At 48.5% G+C, this 23,684-nt stretch carries 21 protein-coding genes and 4 pseudogenes; 20 read left to right on the top strand and 5 right to left on the bottom strand.

What is annotated here, in order from left to right; translation table 11 throughout:
* Positions 1 to 83 precede the first annotated feature (83 nt).
* The 5 genes from NSQ51_RS15305 (at position 84) to NSQ51_RS15285 (ending at position 4,164) form a co-directional block, all read left to right on the top strand.
* Positions 84 to 518, top strand: coding sequence for a DUF1284 domain-containing protein (locus NSQ51_RS15305; RefSeq protein WP_033013751.1), 435 nt, complete (start codon positions 84 to 86; stop codon positions 516 to 518).
* The gene (locus tag NSQ51_RS15300) at positions 502 to 660 is read left to right on the top strand and encodes a hypothetical protein (RefSeq protein ID WP_155266779.1); all 159 of its coding nucleotides are present in this window, start codon (positions 502 to 504) and stop codon (positions 658 to 660) included. The genes NSQ51_RS15305 and NSQ51_RS15300 overlap by 17 nt, the downstream gene beginning before the upstream one ends.
* Before the next feature lie 133 nt (positions 661 to 793).
* Positions 794 to 2,170, top strand: coding sequence for an aspartate kinase (locus NSQ51_RS15295; RefSeq protein WP_049624691.1), 1,377 nt, complete (start codon positions 794 to 796; stop codon positions 2,168 to 2,170).
* A 380-nt stretch (positions 2,171 to 2,550) separates the two neighbouring features.
* Entirely contained in the window at positions 2,551 to 3,477 is a 927-nt protein-coding gene (locus tag NSQ51_RS15290) for a processed acidic surface protein (protein ID WP_049625968.1), read from the top strand.
* A 24-nt stretch (positions 3,478 to 3,501) separates the two neighbouring features.
* The gene (locus NSQ51_RS15285; RefSeq protein WP_033013754.1) at positions 3,502 to 4,164 is read left to right on the top strand and encodes a class D sortase; all 663 of its coding nucleotides are present in this window, start codon (positions 3,502 to 3,504) and stop codon (positions 4,162 to 4,164) included.
* Positions 4,165 to 4,375: 211 nt separating this feature from the next.
* Here NSQ51_RS15285 and NSQ51_RS15280 read toward each other — a convergent pair whose 3' ends face one another.
* Positions 4,376 to 4,813 carry a YwpF-like family protein gene (locus NSQ51_RS15280; protein ID WP_033013755.1) on the bottom strand — a complete coding sequence of 146 codons (438 nt, stop codon included), beginning with the start codon at positions 4,811 to 4,813 and terminating at the stop codon, positions 4,376 to 4,378.
* Positions 4,814 to 5,084: 271 nt separating this feature from the next.
* Between NSQ51_RS15280 and ssb the strand changes: the two genes are divergently transcribed.
* Positions 5,085 to 5,444 (top strand): single-stranded DNA-binding protein, encoded by a 360-nt coding sequence (ssb, locus tag NSQ51_RS15275; RefSeq protein WP_183084371.1) that lies wholly within the window; start codon positions 5,085 to 5,087, stop codon positions 5,442 to 5,444.
* Positions 5,445 to 5,625: 181 nt separating this feature from the next.
* Here ssb and NSQ51_RS15270 read toward each other — a convergent pair whose 3' ends face one another.
* Positions 5,626 to 6,036 (bottom strand): helix-turn-helix domain-containing protein, encoded by a 411-nt coding sequence (locus NSQ51_RS15270; protein ID WP_049624694.1) that lies wholly within the window; start codon positions 6,034 to 6,036, stop codon positions 5,626 to 5,628.
* Between the two features lie 209 nt (positions 6,037 to 6,245).
* Here NSQ51_RS15270 and NSQ51_RS15265 point away from each other — a divergent pair, with 209 nt between their 5' ends.
* The 4 genes from NSQ51_RS15265 (at position 6,246) to NSQ51_RS15250 (ending at position 12,687) form a co-directional block, all read left to right on the top strand.
* On the top strand, positions 6,246 to 6,755 hold the full coding sequence (locus tag NSQ51_RS15265) for a hypothetical protein (RefSeq protein ID WP_033013768.1): 510 nt from the start codon (positions 6,246 to 6,248) through the stop codon (positions 6,753 to 6,755).
* Between the two features lie 154 nt (positions 6,756 to 6,909).
* Positions 6,910 to 8,262: a peptidoglycan-binding protein gene (locus NSQ51_RS15260; RefSeq protein ID WP_121650009.1), complete on the top strand. Its 1,353-nt coding sequence runs from the start codon at positions 6,910 to 6,912 to the stop codon at positions 8,260 to 8,262.
* Between the two features lie 45 nt (positions 8,263 to 8,307).
* A complete protein-coding gene (locus NSQ51_RS15255) occupies positions 8,308 to 9,087 on the top strand; it encodes a hypothetical protein (protein ID WP_121650008.1) in 780 nt (259 codons plus the stop codon).
* Between the two features lie 372 nt (positions 9,088 to 9,459).
* Complete coding sequence (locus NSQ51_RS15250; RefSeq protein ID WP_342462707.1) at positions 9,460 to 12,687, top strand: hypothetical protein; 3,228 nt, start codon at positions 9,460 to 9,462, stop codon at positions 12,685 to 12,687.
* Between the two features lie 251 nt (positions 12,688 to 12,938).
* Here the strand turns inward: NSQ51_RS15250 and NSQ51_RS15245 are convergent, their stop codons facing one another.
* From NSQ51_RS15245 to NSQ51_RS15235, 3 genes and pseudogenes are all read right to left on the bottom strand, one after another.
* On the bottom strand, positions 12,939 to 13,655 hold the full coding sequence (locus NSQ51_RS15245; protein ID WP_121650007.1) for an IS3 family transposase: 717 nt from the start codon (positions 13,653 to 13,655) through the stop codon (positions 12,939 to 12,941).
* Positions 13,656 to 13,795: 140 nt separating this feature from the next.
* Positions 13,796 to 14,068: pseudogene (locus NSQ51_RS15240) on the bottom strand (helix-turn-helix domain-containing protein); the annotation flags it as partial.
* A gap of 93 nt (positions 14,069 to 14,161) precedes the next feature.
* Positions 14,162 to 15,609: pseudogene (locus NSQ51_RS15235) on the bottom strand (IS66 family transposase).
* A gap of 375 nt (positions 15,610 to 15,984) precedes the next feature.
* Between NSQ51_RS15235 and radC the strand changes: the two are divergent.
* From radC to NSQ51_RS15185, 10 genes and pseudogenes are all read left to right on the top strand, one after another.
* Complete coding sequence (radC, locus tag NSQ51_RS15230; RefSeq protein ID WP_121650214.1) at positions 15,985 to 16,494, top strand: DNA repair protein RadC; 510 nt, start codon at positions 15,985 to 15,987, stop codon at positions 16,492 to 16,494.
* Between the two features lie 288 nt (positions 16,495 to 16,782).
* Positions 16,783 to 17,052, top strand: coding sequence for a hypothetical protein (locus NSQ51_RS15225; RefSeq protein ID WP_342462706.1), 270 nt, complete (start codon positions 16,783 to 16,785; stop codon positions 17,050 to 17,052).
* Positions 17,053 to 17,211: 159 nt separating this feature from the next.
* Positions 17,212 to 17,757 (top strand): DUF6431 domain-containing protein, encoded by a 546-nt coding sequence (locus NSQ51_RS15220; RefSeq protein WP_121692564.1) that lies wholly within the window; start codon positions 17,212 to 17,214, stop codon positions 17,755 to 17,757.
* Between the two features lie 152 nt (positions 17,758 to 17,909).
* Positions 17,910 to 19,163: an IS481 family transposase gene (locus NSQ51_RS15215; RefSeq protein ID WP_342462705.1), complete on the top strand. Its 1,254-nt coding sequence runs from the start codon at positions 17,910 to 17,912 to the stop codon at positions 19,161 to 19,163.
* Entirely contained in the window at positions 19,156 to 19,956 is an 801-nt protein-coding gene (locus NSQ51_RS15210; RefSeq protein WP_064213564.1) for an AAA family ATPase, read from the top strand. Before NSQ51_RS15215 ends, NSQ51_RS15210 begins: the two co-directional genes overlap by 8 nt.
* A 250-nt stretch (positions 19,957 to 20,206) precedes the next feature.
* A pseudogene (locus NSQ51_RS15205) lies at positions 20,207 to 21,163 on the top strand (transposase); the annotation flags it as partial.
* 103 nt (positions 21,164 to 21,266) lie between these two features.
* Positions 21,267 to 22,400 carry an IS4-like element IS5377 family transposase gene (locus tag NSQ51_RS15200; RefSeq protein ID WP_342462704.1) on the top strand — a complete coding sequence of 378 codons (1,134 nt, stop codon included), beginning with the start codon at positions 21,267 to 21,269 and terminating at the stop codon, positions 22,398 to 22,400.
* A 12-nt stretch (positions 22,401 to 22,412) separates the two neighbouring features.
* Positions 22,413 to 22,712: pseudogene (locus tag NSQ51_RS15195) on the top strand (zinc ribbon domain-containing protein); the annotation flags it as partial.
* A 210-nt stretch (positions 22,713 to 22,922) separates the two neighbouring features.
* Positions 22,923 to 23,081 (top strand): hypothetical protein, encoded by a 159-nt coding sequence (locus NSQ51_RS15190; RefSeq protein ID WP_233434109.1) that lies wholly within the window; start codon positions 22,923 to 22,925, stop codon positions 23,079 to 23,081.
* 81 nt (positions 23,082 to 23,162) lie between these two features.
* Positions 23,163 to 23,627, top strand: a complete 465-nt coding sequence (locus NSQ51_RS15185; RefSeq protein WP_033013769.1) for a hypothetical protein — start codon at positions 23,163 to 23,165, stop codon at positions 23,625 to 23,627.
* Positions 23,628 to 23,684: the final 57 nt, after the last annotated feature.

The raw sequence follows: 23,684 nt of genomic DNA, 5'->3' as shown, positions 1-23,684 counted from the left end.
TAGAGATGAAAGAACGGCGCGACAGGCATATTTTCACGCGCCTGTCATATGCTCGAACGAGACGAAGGAAAGGAGAGAGGAGCATGAAGCCGTTGCGTCTGCGCGGCCACCATTTGCTTTGTGTGCACGGGTTTCGCGGCATGGGCTACAGCCCGTCGTTCGTGGAAAAAATGTGGGAGATCGTGGCCCGCATTCGCGATGAACACGACGATTTCCCGATTGAAGTCGTCGCGGCGCTCGATGAGGCGTGCCTCGCCTGTCCGCATCATGGAGAGACAACGTGTGAAGCCGGCCCCAATTCCGATGCCCACGTCCGTTCGCTTGACGGAAACGTCATTCGCCATTTAGGTTTGGAGCCGGGCAATGTGTATTGGAAGTCTGAACTGATCCGGCGGACGGCGGAACGGGTCAAGCCGGATGATTTGGACGAGTTATGCCGCAACTGCTCGTGGCTGCCGTATGGCGTCTGCAAAGAAGGAATCGCCAACGTCCGCCGCGGCAATGTGGCACAAACGTGAGGCAGAGCGGCCGTTTTCGGAAAAAATTGAGGAGGAACGATGGAAAAACGGCGCTGTGCTGAACCATCATCCGTTTGTCAAGGCGGGGGGGCTGTTGCAGCACCGTCTTTCCATTGACGAAGCACGGCGCCATCTGTTTTGAAGAGAGTCATGGCCGGCGATGGCGGCGTTTTGGGACGTTGGCGGAAATTTCTAAAAAATGAATAGTTCCATGGGCGGAAAAATGTGATATGATAAACAATTATAGATACTTTCGACAGAAAGGGTCATGAACGATGAAAGTAGCTAAATTCGGTGGAAGTTCGGTGGCGAGCGCTGCACAATTCCGTAAAGTGGCCGACATCGTCAGCTCGGATATCGAGCGCCGCATCGTCGTTGTATCAGCTCCTGGAAAGCGGTATAAAGATGATGTGAAAGTGACGGATATGCTCATTCGGCTCGCCGAACAGGTGGCAGCGGATGAGCCGTATGAACAAACGATGCAAGAAATCACAAAACGATACGCCGACATTGTAGATGAACTTGAGTTGGAAGCTGATGGATTTTTGGCTGAACTTGTGGATGACTTACAATCCAAAATCAGCGCCTATCGGAACGATCCGCCCCGCCTGTTTGACGCCATGAAAGCGAGCGGCGAAGACCATAACGCAAGGCTGATGGCGATTTATTTGCAAGATTTTGGGCTTGAGGCGAGCTACGTCAGCCCGCTGGAAGCCGGCATCATCGTCACTGATGAGCCAGGCAACGCCCAAGTGCTCCCGGAGTCGTACGACAAACTGAAGCAGCTGCGCGAACGTCGCGGCGTTTTGGTCATCCCGGGATTTTTCGGCTATTCCCGATCGGGCCATATTGTCACGTTCCCGCGCGGCGGGTCGGATATTACGGGCTCAATCGTCGCCGCGGGCGTCAAAGCGGACGTGTACGAAAACTTTACCGACGTCGATTCGATTTATTGCGTCAACCCGTCGATCGTCGCTGATGCGCGCAAGTTGAAGGAAATTACGTATCGGGAAATGCGCGAGCTGTCGTATTCCGGCTTTTCCGTCTTCCATGACGAGGCGCTGGAGCCCGTCTACCGCGCCGGCATCCCCGTTTGCGTCAAAAACACCAACAACCCGGCGGCTCCGGGCACGTGGATCGTCGCCAAGCGCAATCATATCGACGAACCAGTCGCCGGCATTGCGAGCGACACAGGCTTTTGCAGCATCAACATCAGCAAATATTTAATGAACCGCGAAATCGGATTCGGCCGCCGCGTGCTGCAAATTTTAGAAGACGAAGGCATTTCATATGAACATACGCCATCCGGCATCGACAACATGTCGATCATTTTGCGGGCGAGCCAGCTCGCTGACGGAAAAGAAGAGCGCATTTTAGCCCGCATTCGCGAGGAGCTGGCGGTCGACGAAGTCAATGTGGAATACGGACTGGCGCTCATCATGGTGGTCGGCGAAGGGATGGAAAAAACGGTCGGGATGGCGGCCAAAGCGGTGACGGCGCTTGCCAATGCCAACATCAACTTAGAGATGATCAACCAAGGATCGTCCGAAGTGAGCATGATGTTCGGCGTCAAAGAAGACGTCGTCAACGAGGCGGTGCGCGCATTGTACAACGCCTACTTCCAACAGGCAACCGTAAGCCACCTTTCCTAACACGAAACAGGCGTCCGAAACTCGGGCGCCTGTTCTTATGTACCGAGAAGCCCCCGCTTTCACGCGATCAGCCGAAGGGGGGAATGAATCAGCGTCTTCCATCATGGATGTCCCCTAACGCCGCTCAAAATATCTTGAAAGAAGGACTTCGTTGGAACAGCCAAGTCACAGGGACAGACGGGGATGGTCTGGCTGGCAGTCTGCCTTATGGCAGGTGTCCCCGAGAATCTCCCATCTCTAAGCGTTTGCGTAGGTGGGAGAACGTTCAAGCGCTCTAGGCCAAGCTTTCTTCTTTTTTCGCTGGTTGGCGTACATAAGAGCGGCATGTTCGGAAAATACTACCAATGTACGTCAAAGAAAGCGAAAGGGAGGAAGACCGAATGCGGCAATGGCTAGGAATGGCTGTGCTTGTCGCCGTTTTCGCTTCGTTTCCGGCTGGGGCGGCGGCCATCAGCCGAAGCGAGCTTGAGCAGTATGCTGAGAGTGTCGGCTGGACAGTGAGCGACCTGTTGGCTTATTTGGATCAATACGGCTTGACAGCCGCCGATTTTCGCACCATGGATGAGATGAAACAATGGCTCGGCACGCCCATCACTGACGAGCGGCTTCATGCCGTTTTGCGTCGGCACGGGCTGACGGTCGAGGAGCTCGAGGCGCTGCTCGGCCAGTTTGGCGAAACGGTGCAAGACTACACATTTGTTGAAGACTTGGACCGGGCCGTCCGTTTTTACTCACAGCATAACGCCGCCATGCAGCAAATCAACGACTTGCTTGGGGTGCTCGGGATGACGGAACAAGAAGTACGCGCCTTCACCCGGCATATCGCCTCGATTGACGACCCGCAATTGGCTGGGCGGCTTTTGGCGCTTCGTGCGCAGCTGCGCCCGTTTGAGCAGACCGAGGGGCCGTGGACGGATGAGCAACGTCGCGAACTGCGAGCCCTTTGGGAAAAAGCGCTTCGTTTGCTGCAGCTTGAGGCCAAGTACTATGTCAACGGGCGGGAGATGGAGCCGTCAGCGGCCGCTGCAGCCGATACGAAGACGATCGACGTGAAATTGTATAACCGCCAAGGTGAAGAAATGGCCGATATCGCGATGACAAGGGACATGTTGACGTCCGGCTACATCGTCCGCGCCGGGGAGAAAGGGATTGAAGCCGGGCTGCTGGCGCTTGAGATGAAGGGGATGATGCAAGGAGAAAAATTGCCGGATACGGCGTCGCCGTATTTGCCGCAGGCGGCGGCCGGGTTGCTGCTGGCTGTCGCAGGCGCTCTCCTTTACCGGCGGGCGGGGCGCCTTAAAGGGTGAGCGGCTGTGAAGAGGGAGCAGACAGTGTGGAAAAAAGATGCGCCTCGGTATCGATGGAAACGCAAAGCTGCCCGCTGGGCGGCCGCAGCCGTTTTCGCCATCGGAGCGGCAACAGCAGGTTGGAACGGCTATTGGTACATCGTTGGCTGGAAAGCAGCGAATCAAGAGGCGGTCCGCTTGCCTGCCTTGGACTCGTCTCCATCATCGGCGGCCGAAGCCGCCCACGCGTCCCGCCGTCCGGTTGAACAAGCCGCTGCTCCGCTGGGGGCGCATCTTGGCGAGCTGGTCATTCCGAAGCTCGGGGTGGCGATCCCGGTATACGAAGGCGTCCGCGAGCAAGAGCTGCGCCGCGGCGCCGGCCATTACCCGGCCAGCGCTTGGCCGGGGGGAAAGGGGCATGTCGTGCTGTCAGGGCATCGCGACACGGTGTTTCGCCGCCTTGGGGAACTAGGGATCGGTGATGCTCTCGTCATCCGGGCGGCGGACACAGCTGTTCATTATCGCATCGTCAACATTCGCATCGTCGATGACAACGACCGGACCGTTTTGGTCGAGAAAGCGCGCCCAACGCTGACGGTGACGACGTGCTATCCGTTCCGTCTCATCGGCCGCGCCCCGAAGCGCTACATCGTCACCGCCCGCCCGGTTCAGACCGTTTCGCTGGAACGCGTTCACAATGAATGGTAAGCTGTCCATGCCAATGGACATGGACAGCATTCGCTTTGGCGAGGGATGCGTCAGTGAATGAAAGCTGTCGCGCGTCAATGGCGCGTATCGGCGACCTGCCCACACTGTCCGGTTTCGTTCGTGCATGTCGATTTCGCTGCCCACGTTTGATGGCCGTCCGATCTCGATGGATATACAAAAAGGCTAGAGAGTCGCGCTCTCTAGCCTTTTATTATGTCCGTCCGTCCCTCGCTCTCACGCCTTGCCGCTCATCCATTTGCTGGCGGAATTCTTTGAGCAGCGCCTCGCCTTGCAATCCTTTCTCAACAAGGCCGGCCAATACCATTTCAGCCAAATGAGTCCGCCGTGGGATCATCAACCCTTCCATCAGCACGCTAATATGGCCGTTCATTTTCGTGATCGAACGGACGGCAACAAGCATGTTCGCCGGATCGTTGCCCGGGTTGGTGATCGTCACTTGCAGCTGAAACTCAGTCCGCTCCTTCAATCCGGCAAATACCGGTTCGTATTCATCATCCAAATACGCCTCGACGAGCCAGCGGTTTTGCCCGTCTTCCTTATTGATGATCAGGCCGTCAATAAACGGAATGTCCCGGCGGTGCATCCCCTCGTCAATCACCGAGAGCCCGACAAGCTTGAACGTTTTCATGGTCGCCCACCTCATCACGATTGTCTATTCATAATTATACCATAGCCAACGAAGGGAAGAAAAACAGGATGATGCGCCTGTCTCCGCCAAAGCCATCCACATATTTTGCTGCGAAATGCCAAAAACGCCATTTTGCTGCGCTATTGCTGGCGCATTGTCCGCATTTGACGAGGATTGTACTTATAGATTGCGCAGAAAAATGCAAAAATCGCAGTTTTACGGCAAAAAACGCGATCGTTTATCATAAGGATGCGGTGGATGGAAAGGAGGGATGCGCCGGCGTATGGTCAATCAAGTGGTGCTTGTCGGGCGGTTGACGAAAGACCCGGAGCTCCGTTACACAGCCGAAGGAGCAGCCGTGACGACCGTCACCTTGGCGGTGGCGAGAAATTTCCGCAACGCGGAAGGAGGGATTGATGCCGATTTCGTTCCATGCGTCTTATGGCGGAAAACAGCGGAACATACCGCCAATTATTGCCGAAAAGGATCGATGGTGGCGGTGACGGGGAGAATCCAAACGCGCCGCTACGATAATAAGGACGGTCAACGCGTCTATGTCACCGAAGTCGTCGCGGAGTCCGTCCAATTTCTCCACTCCGGAAAGAAACCAGAATGGCCGGAGCACGTCTAAACGGATTCGCGACTTCCGTAAAGGGCCACTGAATCCGTTCCCTTTCTCCCGTTTTGATGATTTGTTTCCCCATTCATTCCTTTCTTAACGAATCCCCAAGAGAAAGAACGTGTCCTCGCAAGACTCCCCAACGATGGCGCTAGCAGCCGATGTTAGCGCTTTTTTTGTCGAAGGGCGGGAGTCAGCCGAGGGCTTCGGCGCACTCTTTAATGATCGTGATCAGCATCGTTTCGACATGTTTTCGTTTTTTCTCCGGCAATTTCGCCAACGTGTACACCGCGTCGCTGATCTCGCGGTTTCGCAGCACATAATCGACGACAGCGAGCGTCTTTTCACCCATTTCCGTTTCCCCATACAGCCGCTTCACTTCCCGCAGCACTTCCCGCTGTCCGAGTTCGCTGCCGAGTAAAAAATCAGCGCTGACGTTAAACAAATGGCATAGCTTTTCGAGCGATTGAATGTCAGGAAGCAGGCTGCCGTTTTCCCATTTGCTGATTTGCGAGCGGGACACGTTCAGCTGCTCGGCCAGCTGTTCCTGTGTCCAGCGCCGTTGTTTTCGCAGTTGTTTGAGCGTCTCCCCCAAGTTTGTCATCGTTCGTCACCACGCTTTTCATCATTACTATTTAAAGATAGAAAAGCGTGGAGCCAATGATTGTTCCTTTTTCGCCCATTTCTCTCTTTGTTTCTAAATCAGAACGGATTTGTCCGTGATTTCGTCGTTCGGCCTCTTTTTTTGCCCAGGAAGGACATAGTACAATTAGTTAAAAATGGGAAATTATGAACCAAAAAGAGGGGGTCAAGGTGAACATCTATCTTGCCGATTTTGTCATTTGTGAACGAAACGGGGAGAAGCACGCCCAAAAAATGTACCATATCTATATTAAGGAAATGAAAAATCCGTTTTCCGTGCGGCTGAAAACGATCGCCCCGGCCAGTTTCACTGATTCGCTGCGCTCGCTGAAAAACGAAGGTGGACGGATGCGTTTTGCATCGGAAGGCGAGGCGCTGTTCCGCACGATCACCTGCTCAAAGGAAGCCCAGCTCTATTTTGTATTTAAATGCACGAGCCAGCTTTACATGTTTATCGTCAAGCTCGATCTTCGCCAAAAAAAGTTTACCGTCGCCCTTTATGAATGGAACGAACCGAGGCAAAAATACATCCCGATCCGCGCAGATGAATGGCTGGAGATGGAAAAACAGCTCATTTATGAAGTGCTGCAGTCGATTTACCTTGTCGATGACCGGCATGTATCGCACTTGTTCGCCAATCTGTCGCGTCCGAAACGGGGAACACCCCATTCCGGTTCATGATCTTCTTTCTTCTCCCAATGGAAAAAAGCATTTCCTTTCATGGCTTTCGTACGATATACTGAAAATATAGAACATTGCCGCGCCTCATCTTGAACATCCACTCAGGACAAGACGACAACAAACGGAAGGAGCGGCGAAGGGAGAGGACGCATCCGTGAAACCGAATCACGCCTTCTTTGCCGCTGCCATGGTTTCGTCCTTTTTTCTTGCCCCGGATGACAGCCAGGCGGCGGAATGGAAAAAAGGCATGAGTTCCCCTGAAATCAAACAGCTCCAGCAGCGCTTGAAAGAAAAAGGCTTTTTCACGTATCCGCAAGCGACCGGCTACTTTGGCGCCATCACCGAAAAAGCGGTCAAGGCGTTCCAACGGGCGATGAACTTGCCGGCGACCGGCATCGTCGATGACGCCACCTACGCGAAGCTGAAAAAGCCTGCGTCAAACGACACGCTCGCCATCGGTTCCCGCGGTGCGGCCGTCAGTGATTTGCAACGCCGGCTGAAACAGCTCGGCTATTTTCGCTATCCGCAAATCACCGGCTACTATGGCGCGGTGACGGCCGATGCCGTGAAGCAGTTTCAACGGGCGAACGGGCTTCCCGCCACCGGGCGGGCGGACCGGGCGACGCTTGAGCGGCTGAAGCAAAAAGCAACAAGTCAGCCGGCCACGTTATCTGACGCGCTGACGATCGGTTCGCGCGGCGACGACGTCCGCAAGCTGCAGCAGCAGCTTAAACAACTCGGCTACTTTACCTATTCGGACATCACCGGCTACTATGGGGTGCTGACCGCCGACGCCATCCGCCGCTTTCAACGCGACAACGGCCTGCCAGTGACCGGCGCGGTCGACAACCAAACCGTTGCCCGCCTCGCGAGCGCAGTAAAAGCGAAAACGACCTCCCCTGCACCGATCGAGCGCGAGCGCCTGGCGGTTCGCCTCTCAATCGGCGCGCTCGGCGACGACGTCAAGCGCATTCAGACGAAGCTCAAAGAGCTCGGCTACTTCTGGACGGACATCACCGGCTACTACGGAACCGCCACCGCCGATGCCGTCCGTCGTTTCCAACAAGCGGCCCAACTCCCCGCAACCGGCATTGTTGACGGCGAAACATACGAGCGCCTGATCGGACAAGCCCCTGCGGCGAAGCTGGACGTCATCGAACTCGTCGCCGATGCGGCTGAGCTGCTCGGAACCCCATACGTTTGGGGCGGCGAGACACCGGAAGAGGGATTTGACTGCAGCGGCTTCATTTTCTACCTGTTCCAGCAACAAGGCGTCCCCATCCCGCGCACCGTCGCCTTGATGTGGAATGCAGGCGTATCGGTTTCCGCCCCGGAAGTCGGCGACATCGTCTTTTTCGCCACGACCACCAACGGCCCATCGCACGCCGGCATCTATATCGGCAACGGCCAGTTCATCCATAGCGGCGCTTCGACTGGAGTGACGATCAGCCGCCTCGACCAACCGTATTGGAAACAGCGGTACTTGGGGGCGAAGCGGTTCTTTTAGCATGCTGGAACGACAACGATGACCAAAATGAGGAGGAAAACGAAGATGAAACATGCATCCCAAATGGCAGCCGCCATCTGCCTCGCCGCCGCCATCGCCCTCGGAGGAAATGGACAAACAGTTGACGCCGCCGTCCAATGGGGGCAAGTCCAATGGAAACAAGGCATGATCGGCAAAGTCGTCATTTTGCGCGACACGCCTCTATACCGCCTGAACGGAGCGGCATGGCAGTCCGCCATGACGGCGAAACAAGGGCGCGAGTATCGCGTCTACAGCCAAAAACGGGCAGGCGGCACCGTCTATTACAGCCTCGGCGGTAGACTGTATGCCAAACAAGGGGACGCCATCCAATACGTGCCGTTCACAAAAGACGAACTTCTCGCCCTTGTCGCCCGCTCATTGAAAGGGCAATACATTCTTCAGGCAGGAAATGAATCCGTCCCGTTCGTCATTGAGCGGCAAAAAGGAAATCGTCTGTTCGGCTGGTACTTATACGGCCAAAATATGTCATTGCCGCTTGAAGGCCGCATCGACGGCGCAACGGTGACGCTCTCCATTTTCTTCAACGACAACGCCGAAGCGATCGCCGACTCGATCTCTTACTTAAAAGCGTACAACGTGCCGAAGGAAGAGATCGAAAAAATCGCCGAACAGCTCGCCAACAGCGGCGATTACGCAATGCAGCTGCAATTTTCCATCACGAACAGTCCGGAACAATTCGCAGGACAGTTCCGCTTTCTCGATTTGTACTTGAATGACCGCTATGACGTCGTCAAAATGACGCTTGGCCAACCGATGGACGTCACGGTGAAGAAAAACGATTGATGTTTTTGCACAAAATGTTTGCCAACCAAAACCATCAAACTGCCAAAATATTGTTCTAAATTTCTGTTACAGGCATATTCATATCAATGTCGCCATCGATGGAAATAATTTCAATGGCATATTCTCTAAAAAATTTGTATTTAGGGCTAGAATTTAGAAAGAAAATGTATTATTATAGAAGACGTAGAACATTAAGGAATGATGTGAAAGTGCTAGCACTGAATGATAGCCTTGCTAATAAGTCTATCATCTGGACACACATGATGATCTTGGTTCATGTTAGCACCTTTTAGGCAATGAATCTACTAAACGGCAGCCGTTTAGGATCATTGTCTTAAAGTTTCATAAAAACGAAGGGGGATTTTAGGCTTTATGGACAAAAAGAAAGCAGTCAAACTCGCCACAGCCAGCGCTGTAGCAGCGAGCGCTTTCGTCGCCGCCAACCCGCATGCTTCCCAAGCAGCAACGGACGTGGCGACGGTCGTCAGCCAAGCGAAAGCGCAAATGAAAGAAGCATACTATACGTACAGCCATACGGTAACGGAAACGGGCCAATTCCCGGACATTAAAGATGTATATGCCGCCTACAACAAAGCAAAACAAGCGTATGCAAACGCTGTCGCTGTCGTGAACAAAGCCGGCGGCGCGAAAAAAGACGCGTATTTGGCTGACTTGCAAGCTACATACGAAACGTATGTATTCAAAGCCAACCCGAAATCGGGCGAAGCGCGCGTGGCTACGTACATCGACGCTTACAACTATGCGACAAAATTAGACAAAATGCGCCAAGAACTCAAAGCAGCCGTCGATGCGAAAGATCTGAAAAAAGCAGAAGAGCTCTACCACAAAATTTCGTACGAGCTCAAAACGCGCACGGTCATTCTCGACCGCGTCTACGGCCAATCGACGCGCGAACTCCTCCGTTCGACGTTCAAAGCCGATGCTCAAGCATTGCGCGACAGCTTGATCTACGACATCACCGTTGCCATGAAAGCGCGTGAAGCGCAAGACGCTGTCAAAGCCGGCAACTTGGACAAAGCGAAAGCCGCGCTTGACCAAGTCAACCAATACGTATCGAAAGTAACCGATGCGTTCAAAGCTGAACTGCAAAAAGCAGCACAAGACGCCAAGGCGGCGTATGAAGCAGCATTGACGCCGAAGGTTGAGAGTGTAAGTGCGATTACTTCTAAATCTTTAAAAGTTAAATTTAACAAAGTTGTTGATACTACCAAAGCTAAATTTGAAGTGAAAAAAGGTTCTGTAAAAGTTAATACTGAAACCATCACGTTTAATGCTGATAAAACTGAAGCTGTTATTGAATTAACAGGAAAATTAACAGCTGGCGAGTACACTGTCAACGTCACTGGCTTAACTGATCAAGCTTTAACAGCTACTACAACTGTTGAAAATGAAAGAGTTGAAACTGTAAAAATTTTAAGTGAAAATGCAGTTTTAGATAAAAATGGTAAAAATGTCACTGTTGGTTATAAAGTAGAGAACCAATACGGTGAAGATATCACGGCTACAACTGCACTAACAGCTAATGCAGCTGGTACAGTAGTTGGTGGCAATGCAAATCCTTCAAAAGGTGTAGTTACTATACCTGTTAAAGATGGTGTTAAAGAAGGAGATTCAATTGTTTTAACACTTGTGCATGCTGCTAGTGGAAAATCAGCTTCAGCAACGGTAAAAGTATCACCAAAAGCACAAGTTTCTGAAATTGCTATTACTGGTCTTTACAACAAAGATGGTAAGGCTCTAACTGAAACCACTGATCTTTCTAAAGATGCATTCTACTTATTGGTAGAAGGTAAAGATCAATATGGTAACGTAGTAGACGAAGCTACTCTTGATGCTTCCAATGCTGTACTGATTAATAACACGAATCCTTTAATTGCTAAGGTAGCAACTGATTTTGAAACAATTAAAGTAAATGGAAAAGATGTAACAGCATTGAAACTAAATGGTCCAGTTACAGCTGGCGAAACGACTGTTATGCTGATCTCTACTGCGAGCGGTAAAAATGCTACATTTAAAGTGAAAGTAGCAGAAAGTCAACGTACTGATACAGTAACTTTTGAAGTTCCAGATTTAGTTGTAGCTAAGGAAAAACTATTTGTACCAATCCAAGTTCTTGATAAAGAAGGTAATCTTGTTACAGATGAAAAAGTTCTAAACGATGCAACAAGAGGCATTAAAGTATCTGGTCTTACAAATGCAGTTGTTAAAAAAGTAGATGGAAAAATTGGCGTAGAAGTTCCTGCTGAAAATGTTAAAGAAGGATACATTTCTTTAGTAGCAGTATCTTCTACTGGAAAATCTACTATTGCAAACATTCAAGTTAAAGCAGAAGCAAAACCTGTGCGGGTTGAAGGTGTAACATCTGACATTAAGACAACAGTTCTTACAGGTTCATCTGCTCAAACACTTTCTGTAGATAATGTGAAGATTATTGACCAATATGAGCGCGAAATGTCAGCCGCCCAAAAAGCAAATTACTTTACTGGTAACAAAGCTAAATACTCTTTAGTAATCACAGATGAAAAGCCGAATACTGGTGAAGGTGCAGTTAACATTACAGATAGGAACACAATTGCTCCAATTGCTAAAGGTACAGAAAAAGTTACAATTTCAATTAAAGATGTAGAAAAAAATGAGGTACTTACAGGCAGCGAAAAATCAGTTACCTTCCGTGTAACAGATGGCACAGAGTATAAATCATATGAAGTGAAACCTGTCGGCACTGTGTATGATGAAACAGCTGCTGGTAAAACTGATAATGGTGCATATGATAAAGCAGTTGAAGTATATGGTGTGCTTGATGATGGAAGCAAAGTAAAGCTAACACATGGGGTTGACTACACTGTTTCGTCTACAAATGCTACATTTAATACTGATGTTGCTGATGGAACAATCGATGTTGATAAAGCATTCACATACGGAAAAGATGAAACAGAAATTAAACTTCCATTAACAGTTACAATCAATGCTACTGGTGAAAAACTTACACAAGAAGTGACAATTTCTAAAGAAACTCCAAAAGTAACAAAACTAGAAGTTGTGGCTAATGGTAAGGCTACTGATTTAGCTGCTGGTAAAACAGTTGCTGCACTCGAAAATGTTTCTTATGATGCGGCTAAGGTAAATGCTCCATTTGACTTCTCTGTTTTAGCTGGAGATGTTGCTGATATTGTCGTAACGGACCAATATGGCGTACGAGTTGTATTGACTGGATCTAACAATGAATTTCCTGATGGAACTAAATTTGTAAGCACGTTGACATTCAATAAAGTAGATGGCGAATTGGTATTTGTAAACAATGGTACTGCGTCTGCTGAAGTAACTGAAATTCCAAAAGACTCTGTGTTTAACGTAGTAGTATCTGCAGGTACTTTAACTGCAGGACCAGTTAAAGTAACAGCTACATCAGCTTATTCATCAGCTCAAGCTGCTGAACAAAAAGCAGAGAATAAAGCTGCTGAACAAAAAGCAGAGAATAAAGCTGCTGAACAAAAAGCAGAGAATAAAGCTGCTGAACAAAAAGCAGAGAATAAAGCTGCTGAACAAAAAGCAGAGGATCAAGCTAAGGTGAGCAATTAACTCTTACTGATGGAGTTCTAAAATTTGGGATGCATGCCTGTGCACTGCGATCCGAAAAGTAGACAGTATAAATTCAGTTCACGTGAAGGAATCAGAGTGGTAAAGCTCTGGTTCCTTTCCTTTTCTCGTCTTTTTCCTAGTGTCTCAGAACCCCGTGAAACTGTCAAGGAGAGCACTTGACAGCCCCACGGAGTTCTGAGGAGAGGTTGGTAAGACGAGAAGGAGGAAATATAGCCCACTGGTGCTCGTTGTTAACTAGCCTTTGCATATTGAGTCGGTGTCTGATAACGAAGAACACCTTGTATCCGTTGGTGGTTGTAATAGCGAATGTAATCATGGATAAGCTGTGTTGCCTCTTCCACACTTTTCGTACGTCGCAAGTCCTGTTCCATCTCTGTTTTAAGGTAGGAGAAAAAGCTTTCTATGCATGCGTTATCAAGCGCATTCGCTTTTCTCGACATACTTGGTGTGATTGAAAATGTATCCATCAGCGTTTTCCATCTTGTTGATCGATATGGCATTCCTTGATCTGAATGAAGAATTAAAGAATCCTTGATGTGTCTGATTTCTAATGCATACAATAGGGAATCTTCCACAAGTTGAACATCGTGTGTTGATGAAATCTGATGCCCAATAATTTCATTGTTGTGTAAATCCATAACGGCAGAAACAAATAGTTTTTTATCTTCCACGGCAATTTCTGTGACATCTGTGACCCATTTTTCATTTAAACGTGTCGTGGAAAAGTTTCTTTTTAATAGGTTTTCATAAATATATCCAGCGGAAGTTGCTTTTTTCACTTTGACTGGCTGTTTTCGTTTCATGCGAGATTGACATTTTAATCCTAATTCTCTCATTAGTCGACGTACAACTTTTTCACTTACAGGTAGTTGATATTGATTGTTTAAAACTGCGTGAATTTTGCGATATCCATATCTCCCTTTATGTTCATGGAAAATCAAAGAGATATATTCTTTTAATGATTAGTCTTTCTTAGATTCTTTTTTCTTCTTACCCTTCGTTTTCAAGTATTTATAGTAACCAGATTTTGAAATCTGTAGTTTTTCACATACTTTAACGACTGGAAATTTTGTTTTGAGCTCGTCTACTACTTTGAATTTCGCTGTTTTCCCTCCCTTTTCAGAATTTGCAGATACTTTTTTAAAATTTCATTCTCCATCTCTAGTTCTCGTATGATGAAATCCTTGTCCATTTCAGGATGATTTCTAATTTTTCGTTTTAGTCCTACTTCCCCGTACATTTCATATTGATCTATCCATTTATAAATATAGTCAGGATCTGTAATCTCAAGATGATGTGCAATGACTTTTACACTCTCTCCCGCCAAGGCTCTTTGAACGGCTTCCATTTTCAATTCTGGAGAATAGCTTTTATAAGTTCGTAACTATTCACTCCGATAGTAGTATGTAAAGAAGCGCAACACAAATAGGGCATCCCCGTAATAGAAAATGCCCTAAGTGGTAGAAAGAACGCGATCAAGCGTGTCACCCGTCAACAGAAGACATAACGAATCCCACACGTTTTTTTCGTGTTTCGTCAGTGTGGAAACGATGCTTCTTGCGATGCAAAACGACTGCGCGAATGTTTCTTCGCGAAACGTACCCGAAATGTTCTCTTTGACTTTGACCATGCGAAGATCGCGTTCGGCTTGGTTGTTGTCAAAGGGAACATGTACTTCACGTAAGAAACGCAGCGCTTCTTCCTTTCGTTTTTGAAGGCGTCGAACAAAAGCGAGTGCTTTTTTCGGAAGAGGCGTCATCGTTTCTAATCGGTGTTGTGCTCTTTCTAGGATGCGATCATACACTCGTTCCCACCGTCTCGCTTCTTCTTCGGAAAGTGCACCGTGATGGGCTTCGACGGCTTGCTTGGCGGCTAACAGAAACGTGGTCATGCGCATCGCCCACGTATGCCCTTGTTCGATGAATCCTTTTAACTCACGCAAATGGTGGGCATGACAAAGGGCATGGGTGGCATGTGTGTATTTCGGATACGTACCGAACGCATCATGCATCATCGTCCCTTCATATCGGGGAAGAATCCCGATCTCATCGGTCGCTTTTTTTCCACGAGAAGCGTGAGGAGCCAAGTATGTATATCTCGATGTACACGCGACATGCACCCATGCGAGTTTCCCATTGATGCGCAAACTCGTTTCATCGACATGCAGGATGTTGGATTCAAGTAAGGCGTCTTCGATGATGTCCATATTTGATTCCAGCGCTTCGCGTCCTCGTTTCACCATATTGGCAAGGGTTCCTGTACTAATCGAGTGTTGATATAACGCTTCGATTGTATCACTTAAACGCTTGTACGGGATCAATTGGATATGATGTAAATAAACAACGAGCGCCGTGAGCCGTGGACCGTATTGCACATGATTCGTGACATGGGATGGGAATTCGGCTTGTTGCACGCATCGACAATGTGGACACGATTTCACTTCACGTTCATGTTGTGTCACCTCGATCGCCACAGGAGGGACATCAAACACTTGACGGATATCGACTTTGAACGGTTTGACTTCACGCAAAGAAGCTCCACATCCTTGACACGTATGCACACGGTGGACGACACGATGATGTGGATGTTCTACTTGATGGAGCGTCGTTCCTTGATGTCCTTCTTGTCCGCCTGGCTTGTTGCCAGATGGTTGACGGGAAGAACGTGTGTTGGCAAAACGGTCAGAAGATGGGGGCAAATGGCTATTGGAGCTGTTTTTTTCGTGCGTGCTTCCAGCTCTTGAACACGGTACTTCAGTTGTTCATTTTCTTTGCGTAGTTGTTTGTTTTCGTGACGCAAATGTTCATTTTCTTGAACGAGTTGATGAATGAGCTGTTTTTGTTGTTGGACTTTGCCGATTAAGCCCTCAACTGTAAATACAGCTTGTTGTACCGTCAACATGTGATTCACCTCCTTGTCTATCAATATTCACATCATAGACAAGGAAAGAAGAAAATATTCAGCTCACTTTATGATGTGGCTGAATAGTTACATAAGTTCTTTGTTTTTTCGACATGTTCATCGGCTCCTTCCTGTCTTCTGTATGGACATCTTTTTCCCGATTTATACATGTCTACTTTTAAAGGCTCACTCCACTGTCGCGCCCCGAAGTATGTCGAAAAGCTCTGCGGAGAGAAATCTCTGCGGGGCTTTTCTTTTTGCCCAAATCTGTATCGAGCTTGATTTCAAATATATATTATGATTTTGAACCTACAGTCATGGTGCCTCAATTCCTTTCGGGGAATTGAGGCTATTTCTATTTTAGGAGGGAAAAGGATGAGCAAGTATCAAACCATCAACCACCATCAGCTAGAGTTGCTAGAAAGAGAGGTATCTGCCAAGCAGCCAGCGAAGCGCGTCAACATCGTAAGCCTGAAGCTCGTTCGGGATTCTAGCGTGCTGTACAAGGAGCGACAAATCAAGTCGCCGGAAGACGCGTACAAGCTACTGAAGCCGTTTCTTGCGGAAGCCGACCGTGAGAAGTTTGTCGTTGTCTGCCTTGACACGAAAAAACAGCCGACTGCCATCAACGTTTGCCATGTCGGAAGTCTGAACGCTAGCATCGTGCATCCGAGGGAGGTGATGAAGGCTGCCATTCTCTCCAACTCGGCTTCTATCATCGTTGCGCACAATCATCCCAGCGGTCATTGCGAGCCGTCGAGGGAAGACATTGAAGTAACGAAACGCCTAGTCGAGGCTGGAAGAATCGTTGGAATTGATGTGCTAGACCATTTGATTGTTTGCGCTGAACGATATTTGTCGCTGAAAGAAAAAGGATATATTTGAGAGGAGACGAGAAGATGTTACACATGGATTGGTTTGTAAGGACAATGAAGAGAACGTTCAACGTAGCAGCGAACATTGACGAGGTGGGTTATGAAGCGTACGAATTCTATCACGAAGAGTTGGACAACTATCTTGTGTGTTTAGTGCAAAATGAAAGTACAGAGTTCTGCAACAAAAAAGTGCAGAGCTTCATGGCATAAAAAAAGGCTTGCCAGTTCCTAACCTTTCCTCTACTGTGGAAGTTGTGAACGCATAACTAAATGTTGACGGATGGAGAGGATGCTCACAATGCCTGAAGTTAATCGTAGCAAAAAATTGCGTGAAAAGAAAGGAGACGAAAAGATGAAGGTGCTCGAGTACCGCTTTGCCGTTGCACCCATTTTCCATTTCATCGCAAACAAATCGATGGAAGCAGGCTTGCATTTATGTGATGGCCATGCAAAGCAAACCGTGCAGTTGTTTATCTTAATTAGGCGAGAAGACTCCCACTTCAACGAAGCGAAGCGGAGTAAGTGGGAGATGAATCGCCTTAACTATATTTTGCTGAAAATAGGATAGATTCAGTTGTAAATTATCACTTTATTTCGGAACAAAAGAGACATTTTTTTGCACATTCCTTCAGAAAGCCCTCTCCCCTTTTCTGAAAGAATGTGCTAAATTTTTTGTGAATTATTTCGGAAGAGAAAATCCATCGGTTCATAGGAGGGGGAGGAGGACGTGATTCAATTTCATGACTTTGGCATTGACGTCCAAACGTATGCAGAGCGTGGAAAAGAAAACGACTTCCCTCTTCTGAAAAAGTGTCCGCATTGCCGGGCCAAGCGCCCGTTGCACCGCCACGGTTACTATAAGCGAAACGCATTGACCCCACATGGCGATTATCGCATTTGGATTGTCCGGTATCGCTGTCGGGAATGCTTGAAGACGGTGAGTGTGCTGCCTTCCTTTCTCCTCCCGTATTTTCAGTATACGTTGTCCGCCATATGGCAAGTCGTGAAAGAGCAGTTGGGATTGACCGAAAGGACGAACCAGGCTCCGTTTCTCCCGACAAAGGACGGCATCATCTTTTATGTCCGACGGTTCTACCGAAACCTATCAAGCCTTCATAGCTTTTTTGCGAGGCGGTGGAGGATCATAGGCCCTATCGTGAAAAAAGAAAAGGAACGGGCTTCTTGGTGGATCCAGACGTTAGAGGAACACGGTCTTGATTCGGCCATCAGAGAGATGTGGGAGGGCGGATTCCGACACCCTTTTGCGAATTAAATGGGATCCTGATTTTACATACATACCCTAAATTGGAAATAGTTTCGGTTCCCACAAACCTTTCCTATCGACGGAGAAAAAGCAATTCGGTACGATAAGGGCAGGAGGACCGGAACGGTCCTGATTCCAAGTGAGACCAGGAGGAGATTTGAATGAATGAGTCGATGAGACACGACATTGCCCTGTTTCGGTACGGGCTAATCGCTCCGTTGGTGAATGGGCAGGTGGAACCGAAGACGTATCTGAAAGAGGTGAGCGAGCGAGTGCACCATGTTCCCCACCAGGGAGACAAACGAATCGCAGCCAAGACGATCCTCGATTGGTGCACCCGATACAAAAAAGGGGGCTTTGACGCCTTAAAGCCGAAGCGCCGTTCGGACCGCGGCCACTCAAGGCGTCTGTCGCCCGATGATGAGGATCATATTTTAGCCCTAAGAAAAGAACATCCCACCATGCCCGTGACGGTGTTCTACGAACACCTGATCGAGCAGGGGGAAATCCCAGAAAATCATACCTCTTACTTTACTATATACCGATTGTTGAAAAAACACAACCTGGTGGGAAAAGAAATCTTGCCGATGCCGGAGCGAAAGCGTTTTGCGTATGACCAGATCAATGAGCTATGGCAAGGGGACTTATCCCATGGACCCACGATTCGCGTCCATGGGAAAGCCCAGAAAACGTTTTTGATCGCGTATATCGATGACTGCTCGCGGTTAGTGCCATATGCCCAATTTTTCCCTTCGGAGAAGTTTGACGGGCTGCGGATCGTCACGAAGGAAGCGGTGCTTCGTTGCGGGAAGCCGAAACGCATTTACTCGGACAACGGGAAAATTTATCGGTCCGAGGTGCTGCAGTATGCGTGCGCCGAGATGGGGATTACACTCATCCACACCCAGCCGTATGACCCGCAAAGCAAGGGAAAAATCGAACGGTTCTTCCGCACCGTACAGACACGGTTTTATCCACTGTTGGAGCTGAATCCGCCGAAATCGCTTGACGAGTTGAACGAGCGTTTTTGGAAGTGGCTTGAAGAGGAGTATCATCGAAAACCGCACGCCTCACTGGACGGAAAAACGCCGCATGAGGTGTTTCAATCGCAAGTGCATCTCGTGTCGTTCATCGAAGATGGCGATTGGCTGGATGCGATTTTTCTGAAACGGGAGCACCGCAAGGTGAAAGCCGATGGCACGATCACCCTGAATAAACAGCTATACGAAGTGCCGCCTCGGTTCATTGGGCAATCGATTGAGCTCCGCTATGACGAACGAGGCGTCTATGTGTACGAAGATGGCAAACGGGTGGCGGAAGCCATTCGGGTGCGTTTGGAGGACAATGCCTATGTAAAACGCCATCGGTCCCCGTTTGCGGCGATTCCGGCGAAGGAGGGAGAACACGGTGTATAAATCGTTTTACTCCCTTTCGCGGGAGCCGTTTGCGAAAGAAACAGACCCGTCCGAGGCGTATCAAGGGGCGTCATTTCAGGAAGCGTTGCGGGCGCTGGAGTACGTGAAACGAACCCGGGGGATCGGGCTGTTGATCGGAGAGCCGGGGGCGGGCAAGACGTTCGCCCTTCGGGCGCTGAAAGAGTCATTGAATCCATCATTGTATCATGTCGTCTACTTTCCGTTATCCACCGGAGGCGTGATGGATTTTTACCGTGGACTGGCCTTGGGATTAGGAGAGGAACCGAAGTACCGCAAGGTAGACCTCTTCCGCCAAATCCAGCAGGCGATCGAGCGATTGTATCATGAACGGCGGATCACGCCGGTGTTCATTTTGGATGAGATGCATTTAGCGAAGGATGCATTTTTACAGGACATCGCGATCTTGTTCAACTTTGAGATGGATTCGACCAACCCATTTGTCTTGATTTTGGCCGGGCTGCCCCATTTACAGGGGAAGCTGCGGCTCAATCAGCACCGCCCTCTCGACCAGCGGATCATCATGCGATACCGGATGGGGCCGCTGGAGAAGGAAGAGGTGGCGGGCTACATCGAGCATCGGATGAAACAGGCCGGGGCGAAGCATCCGATCTTCACCCCATCGGCGTTAGAGGCGATTGCCCTGCAGTCGCGGGGATGGCCTCGGGTGATCAACACGTTGGCCACGACGTGCCTGTTATACGGGTATCAGCTGAAAAAGGACGCCATTGACGAAGAAGTGGTGCGCATGGCCGCAGAGGAAATGGGGTATTAGCATGAAAGGGGCCGAATCGGCCTCTTTTGTGCTTTTTCTTTTCCATCGGTCCATCAGGCGCGCTGGAAATCTTCATCTGAAAGAGCGTGCAAACGTTCCGAAAGAATGTGCAAAATCCGGAACAATCCGCAAAAATTTTGCACATTATTTCCGAATCCGCCTGAAATAATTTGAAAAAGGGATTCTGAAATAATGTGCTAGTTTACATCAGTAAAATATAGTATAATATAGTTAGATGGGAGGTGAAAAAATGTATTTTTGTATCAAACAACAGCTAAATGGTTTGACCAAAGAAGAATACTTGACTCTTCGAGAACTGTGCCATATTGCCAAGAACATGTACAACGTCGGATTGTACAATGTCAGACAATACTATTTTGAACACAAGGAATTTCTTAATTATGAGAAAAATTATCATCTTGCAAAAACTAACGAAAACTATAAGCTGTTAAACAGCAACATGGCACAGCAAATTTTAAAAAAGGTCAATGAAGCCTTTAAATCTTTCTTTGGTTTGATCAGTCTTGCCAAACAAGGAAAATATGACCACAAGGCTATCAGTATTCCAAAATATCTTAAAAAAGATGGCTTTCATTCACTGATCATTGGCCAGATTCGTATAGACGGCAACAAATTCACGATACCGTATTCTCGCCTATTTAAAAAGACTCACAAGCCTATCACGATAACGATTCCGCCTGTGTTACTGGACAAAAAGATTAAGCAGATTGAAATCATTCCTAAGCATCATGCCAGGTTCTTTGAGATTCAGTACAAATATGAAATGCCTGAAGATCAAAGAGAATTAAACGACCAAAAAGCACTGGCAATTGATTTAGGATTAAACAATCTTGCCACTTGTGTCACATCAGACGGCAGATCATTCATCATTGATGGGCGGAGATTAAAAAGTATAAATCAATGGTTTAACAAAGAAAATGCCAGACTTCAAAGCATAAAAGATAAGCAAAAAATCAAAGTCACCACTCGTAAACAGGCTTTGCTTGCTATGAATCGCAATAATAAAGTGAATGATTATATCAACAAGACTTGCCGTTACATCATTAACTACTGTATTGAAAATCAAATTGGAAAACTTGTCATTGGCTATGCGGAAACATGGCAACGCAATATGAATCTAGGAAAAAAGACAAATCAAAACTTTGTCAATATTCCTCTCGGTAACATAAAAGAAAAACTAGAATATCAGGCGTGTTGATTATCCAATAAAATCCAAAGGGTATAGAAAAAAGAGCACCTTTCCTGTAGAATGTGAGTAACGACACAAACAAACCCAGGAGGTGCTCTCTATGAACAAGCATACCACACTCCCGAATTTGATGCAAAAACTTGTTTCGGATGAAGAGATTCAACTGATTGCCGAAGCGGTTGGGTATCGTGATTCGTCTCGAACCTTTACGTTGCGCGAGTTGATTCACTTCTTCCTGCTGGCCGCCATGCATCAATGGAAAAGCTTTCGCCACGGAGCCGATGTGGGGCCTCTGTATGGATTGCCGCGATTCCATTATTCAACTGTATCCAAGAAAGCGAAAGAAGTTCCCTATGACATCATGAAACGCTTGTTGGCGTTGATCATTTCCAAGTGCAACCGCCAAACCCGCCGTTCGCTTCGGTTTCCCAAACCGCTTCGGGTGGTGGATTCGACGACCGTCACGGTCGGGAAAAACCGCCTGCCATGGGCGCCGTATCACGGCGAACGCGCCGGAGTGAAGCTGCACGTCGCGTATTCGCCGGAATCCTCGTTGCCGGCAGACGTGGTGGAAACGACCGGGCTGCGTCATGATGGCCCGGTGGGAGAACAGTTGACGAACGCTCAACAAGTGCTCGTGGAAGACCGGGCGTATTTCAAAATCGAACGCCTCGATCGATTTGTGGAGCAGCATCAGCTCTTTGTCATTCGGATGAAGGACAACATCGAACTTCATCAGAAAAAAAGCTTGAAACGCCTTTCCAGCACATCCTCATCGGTTCAAGCCGACTTCACGTGCCAGTTGGGGACGAAACAATGCCGCTCCACCAAGCGTCACCGGGTGGTGATCTTTCGAGATGCGAATGGCCGCGACATTCGGGTCGTGACGAACCTCTTCCATGCGTCTGCGGAAACCATTGCCGACATGTACCAACAACGTTGGACTGTTGAGATCTTTTTCCGTTGGGTGAAGCAATATCTGAATGTCCCGACCTTGTTTGGCACGACGGAAAATGCGGTATACAACCAACTGTTTGCGGCATTCATCGCGTATGTGCTGTTGCGATGGCTGTATGATCAAACCAAAAAACAGACGAACGTCTCTCTTTCCTTCATTTCGTTCGTTCGCCGTTTTTTCTCTGGGCAGCTTCCTCTCGATTGGAAATCCGGGATGGCCGCTGCTTTGTTTGAGTATGCCCAAATTTATGGAAGGCGTATGTCTAATTTTGGATAATCAACACTCGTGCTAGAATATCTTTGTAAATTTTACGGCATTGAATTCTTGAAACAGGAAGAATCCTATACGTCTCAAGCCAGCTTTTTTGACGGCGATGAGATTCCTGAATATAATGCCGACAATCCAAAAGAATATAAGTTCAGCGGCAAACGTATTAAGCGCGGCTTGTATCGAACAAAGTCTGGCAAACTAATGAATGCTGATGTCAATGGCGCATTAAACATCTTAAAGAAAAGTAAAGCTGTAGACCTGAGTGTCTTATGCTCTAGCGGCGAAGTGGACACGCCTCAAAGAATAAGGATTGCTTGAAGCAGTCAAACTTCTTTGGAAGCCCCCACTTCAAATTTTCGCTAGAAAATTAAGTGGGGGTAGTTCACGAATGATGCCGCTTCTGAGAAAGAGAAGAAGCGCATTGGGGCTATACAATATGAAGGATCCAACGATTACACAGCGAAAGAGCCCTGCATTGTCAGTTGGAGGTTCGAGCGAGCGCTGCTTCCCGATGGGCTCAAACAAGACTTGGAGGCGATCACGGCGTTTCGCAGAGATCAAAACGAAGAACCATCCATCAATCCAAACGCCCAGTCGATTGCTTTTAAGTTTGAAGCGTTGACGGATGGCGCCAAAGAAACGATTGAGGCGATTACCGCCGTTCTTAAGAAGCATGCAAGAAGTTGAAGTGGTTACGCGCCTGTCGCTTTTTGATGGATGGGACGGTGTGGCTAAGGCGGAGGTTGAAAGGGAAACGGGGGATTGGAAATGGCGCATGTATTTCAAATGAAAACGAAACCGCATGGGTTTCAGCGGTACGACGAATTCATTCGCGATCAGGTCATAGGGATTGGCTGGCCGCTGATTGGCAATTTGGACGGCATAAGCAAAGATGAGCTGAGAGAGCGATTGCGCAACGTGTACCATTATTCGGGGGCGAAGCTTGGCAACGCTCTTGGCGCAATCTGGGCGTTTGTCCATACGATGGAACAAGGGGATGTCGTGTTGGTTCGCCATGGCGCATGGCTCAGCATCGGCATCATTGGCCCCTATCGCTATGTGAAACATCTCGACAATGATATCGATGGGTTTTGCCACCAGCGATCGGTGGAGTGGAAGATCATCAATGAAAACGTTCGGTTGTATAATGAGAAGGTGCATGAAACATTGCGGAGCCCGGGAGTTGTGACAAAAAGCAAATATACTGTACACGAACTTCAACTAGGGATTTAATGGTGAACTAGATTCGCGCCCTTGAAAAGAAAGTCGGCGCCAACAACGCAAACATTC

The organism is Geobacillus sp. FSL K6-0789, from assembly GCF_038593135.1.
GTDB lineage: Bacteria > Bacillota > Bacilli > Bacillales > Anoxybacillaceae > Geobacillus > Geobacillus stearothermophilus.
The sequence above is the reverse complement of the archived record's forward strand: the minus strand, read 5'-3'. Positions and strand labels throughout refer to the sequence as shown.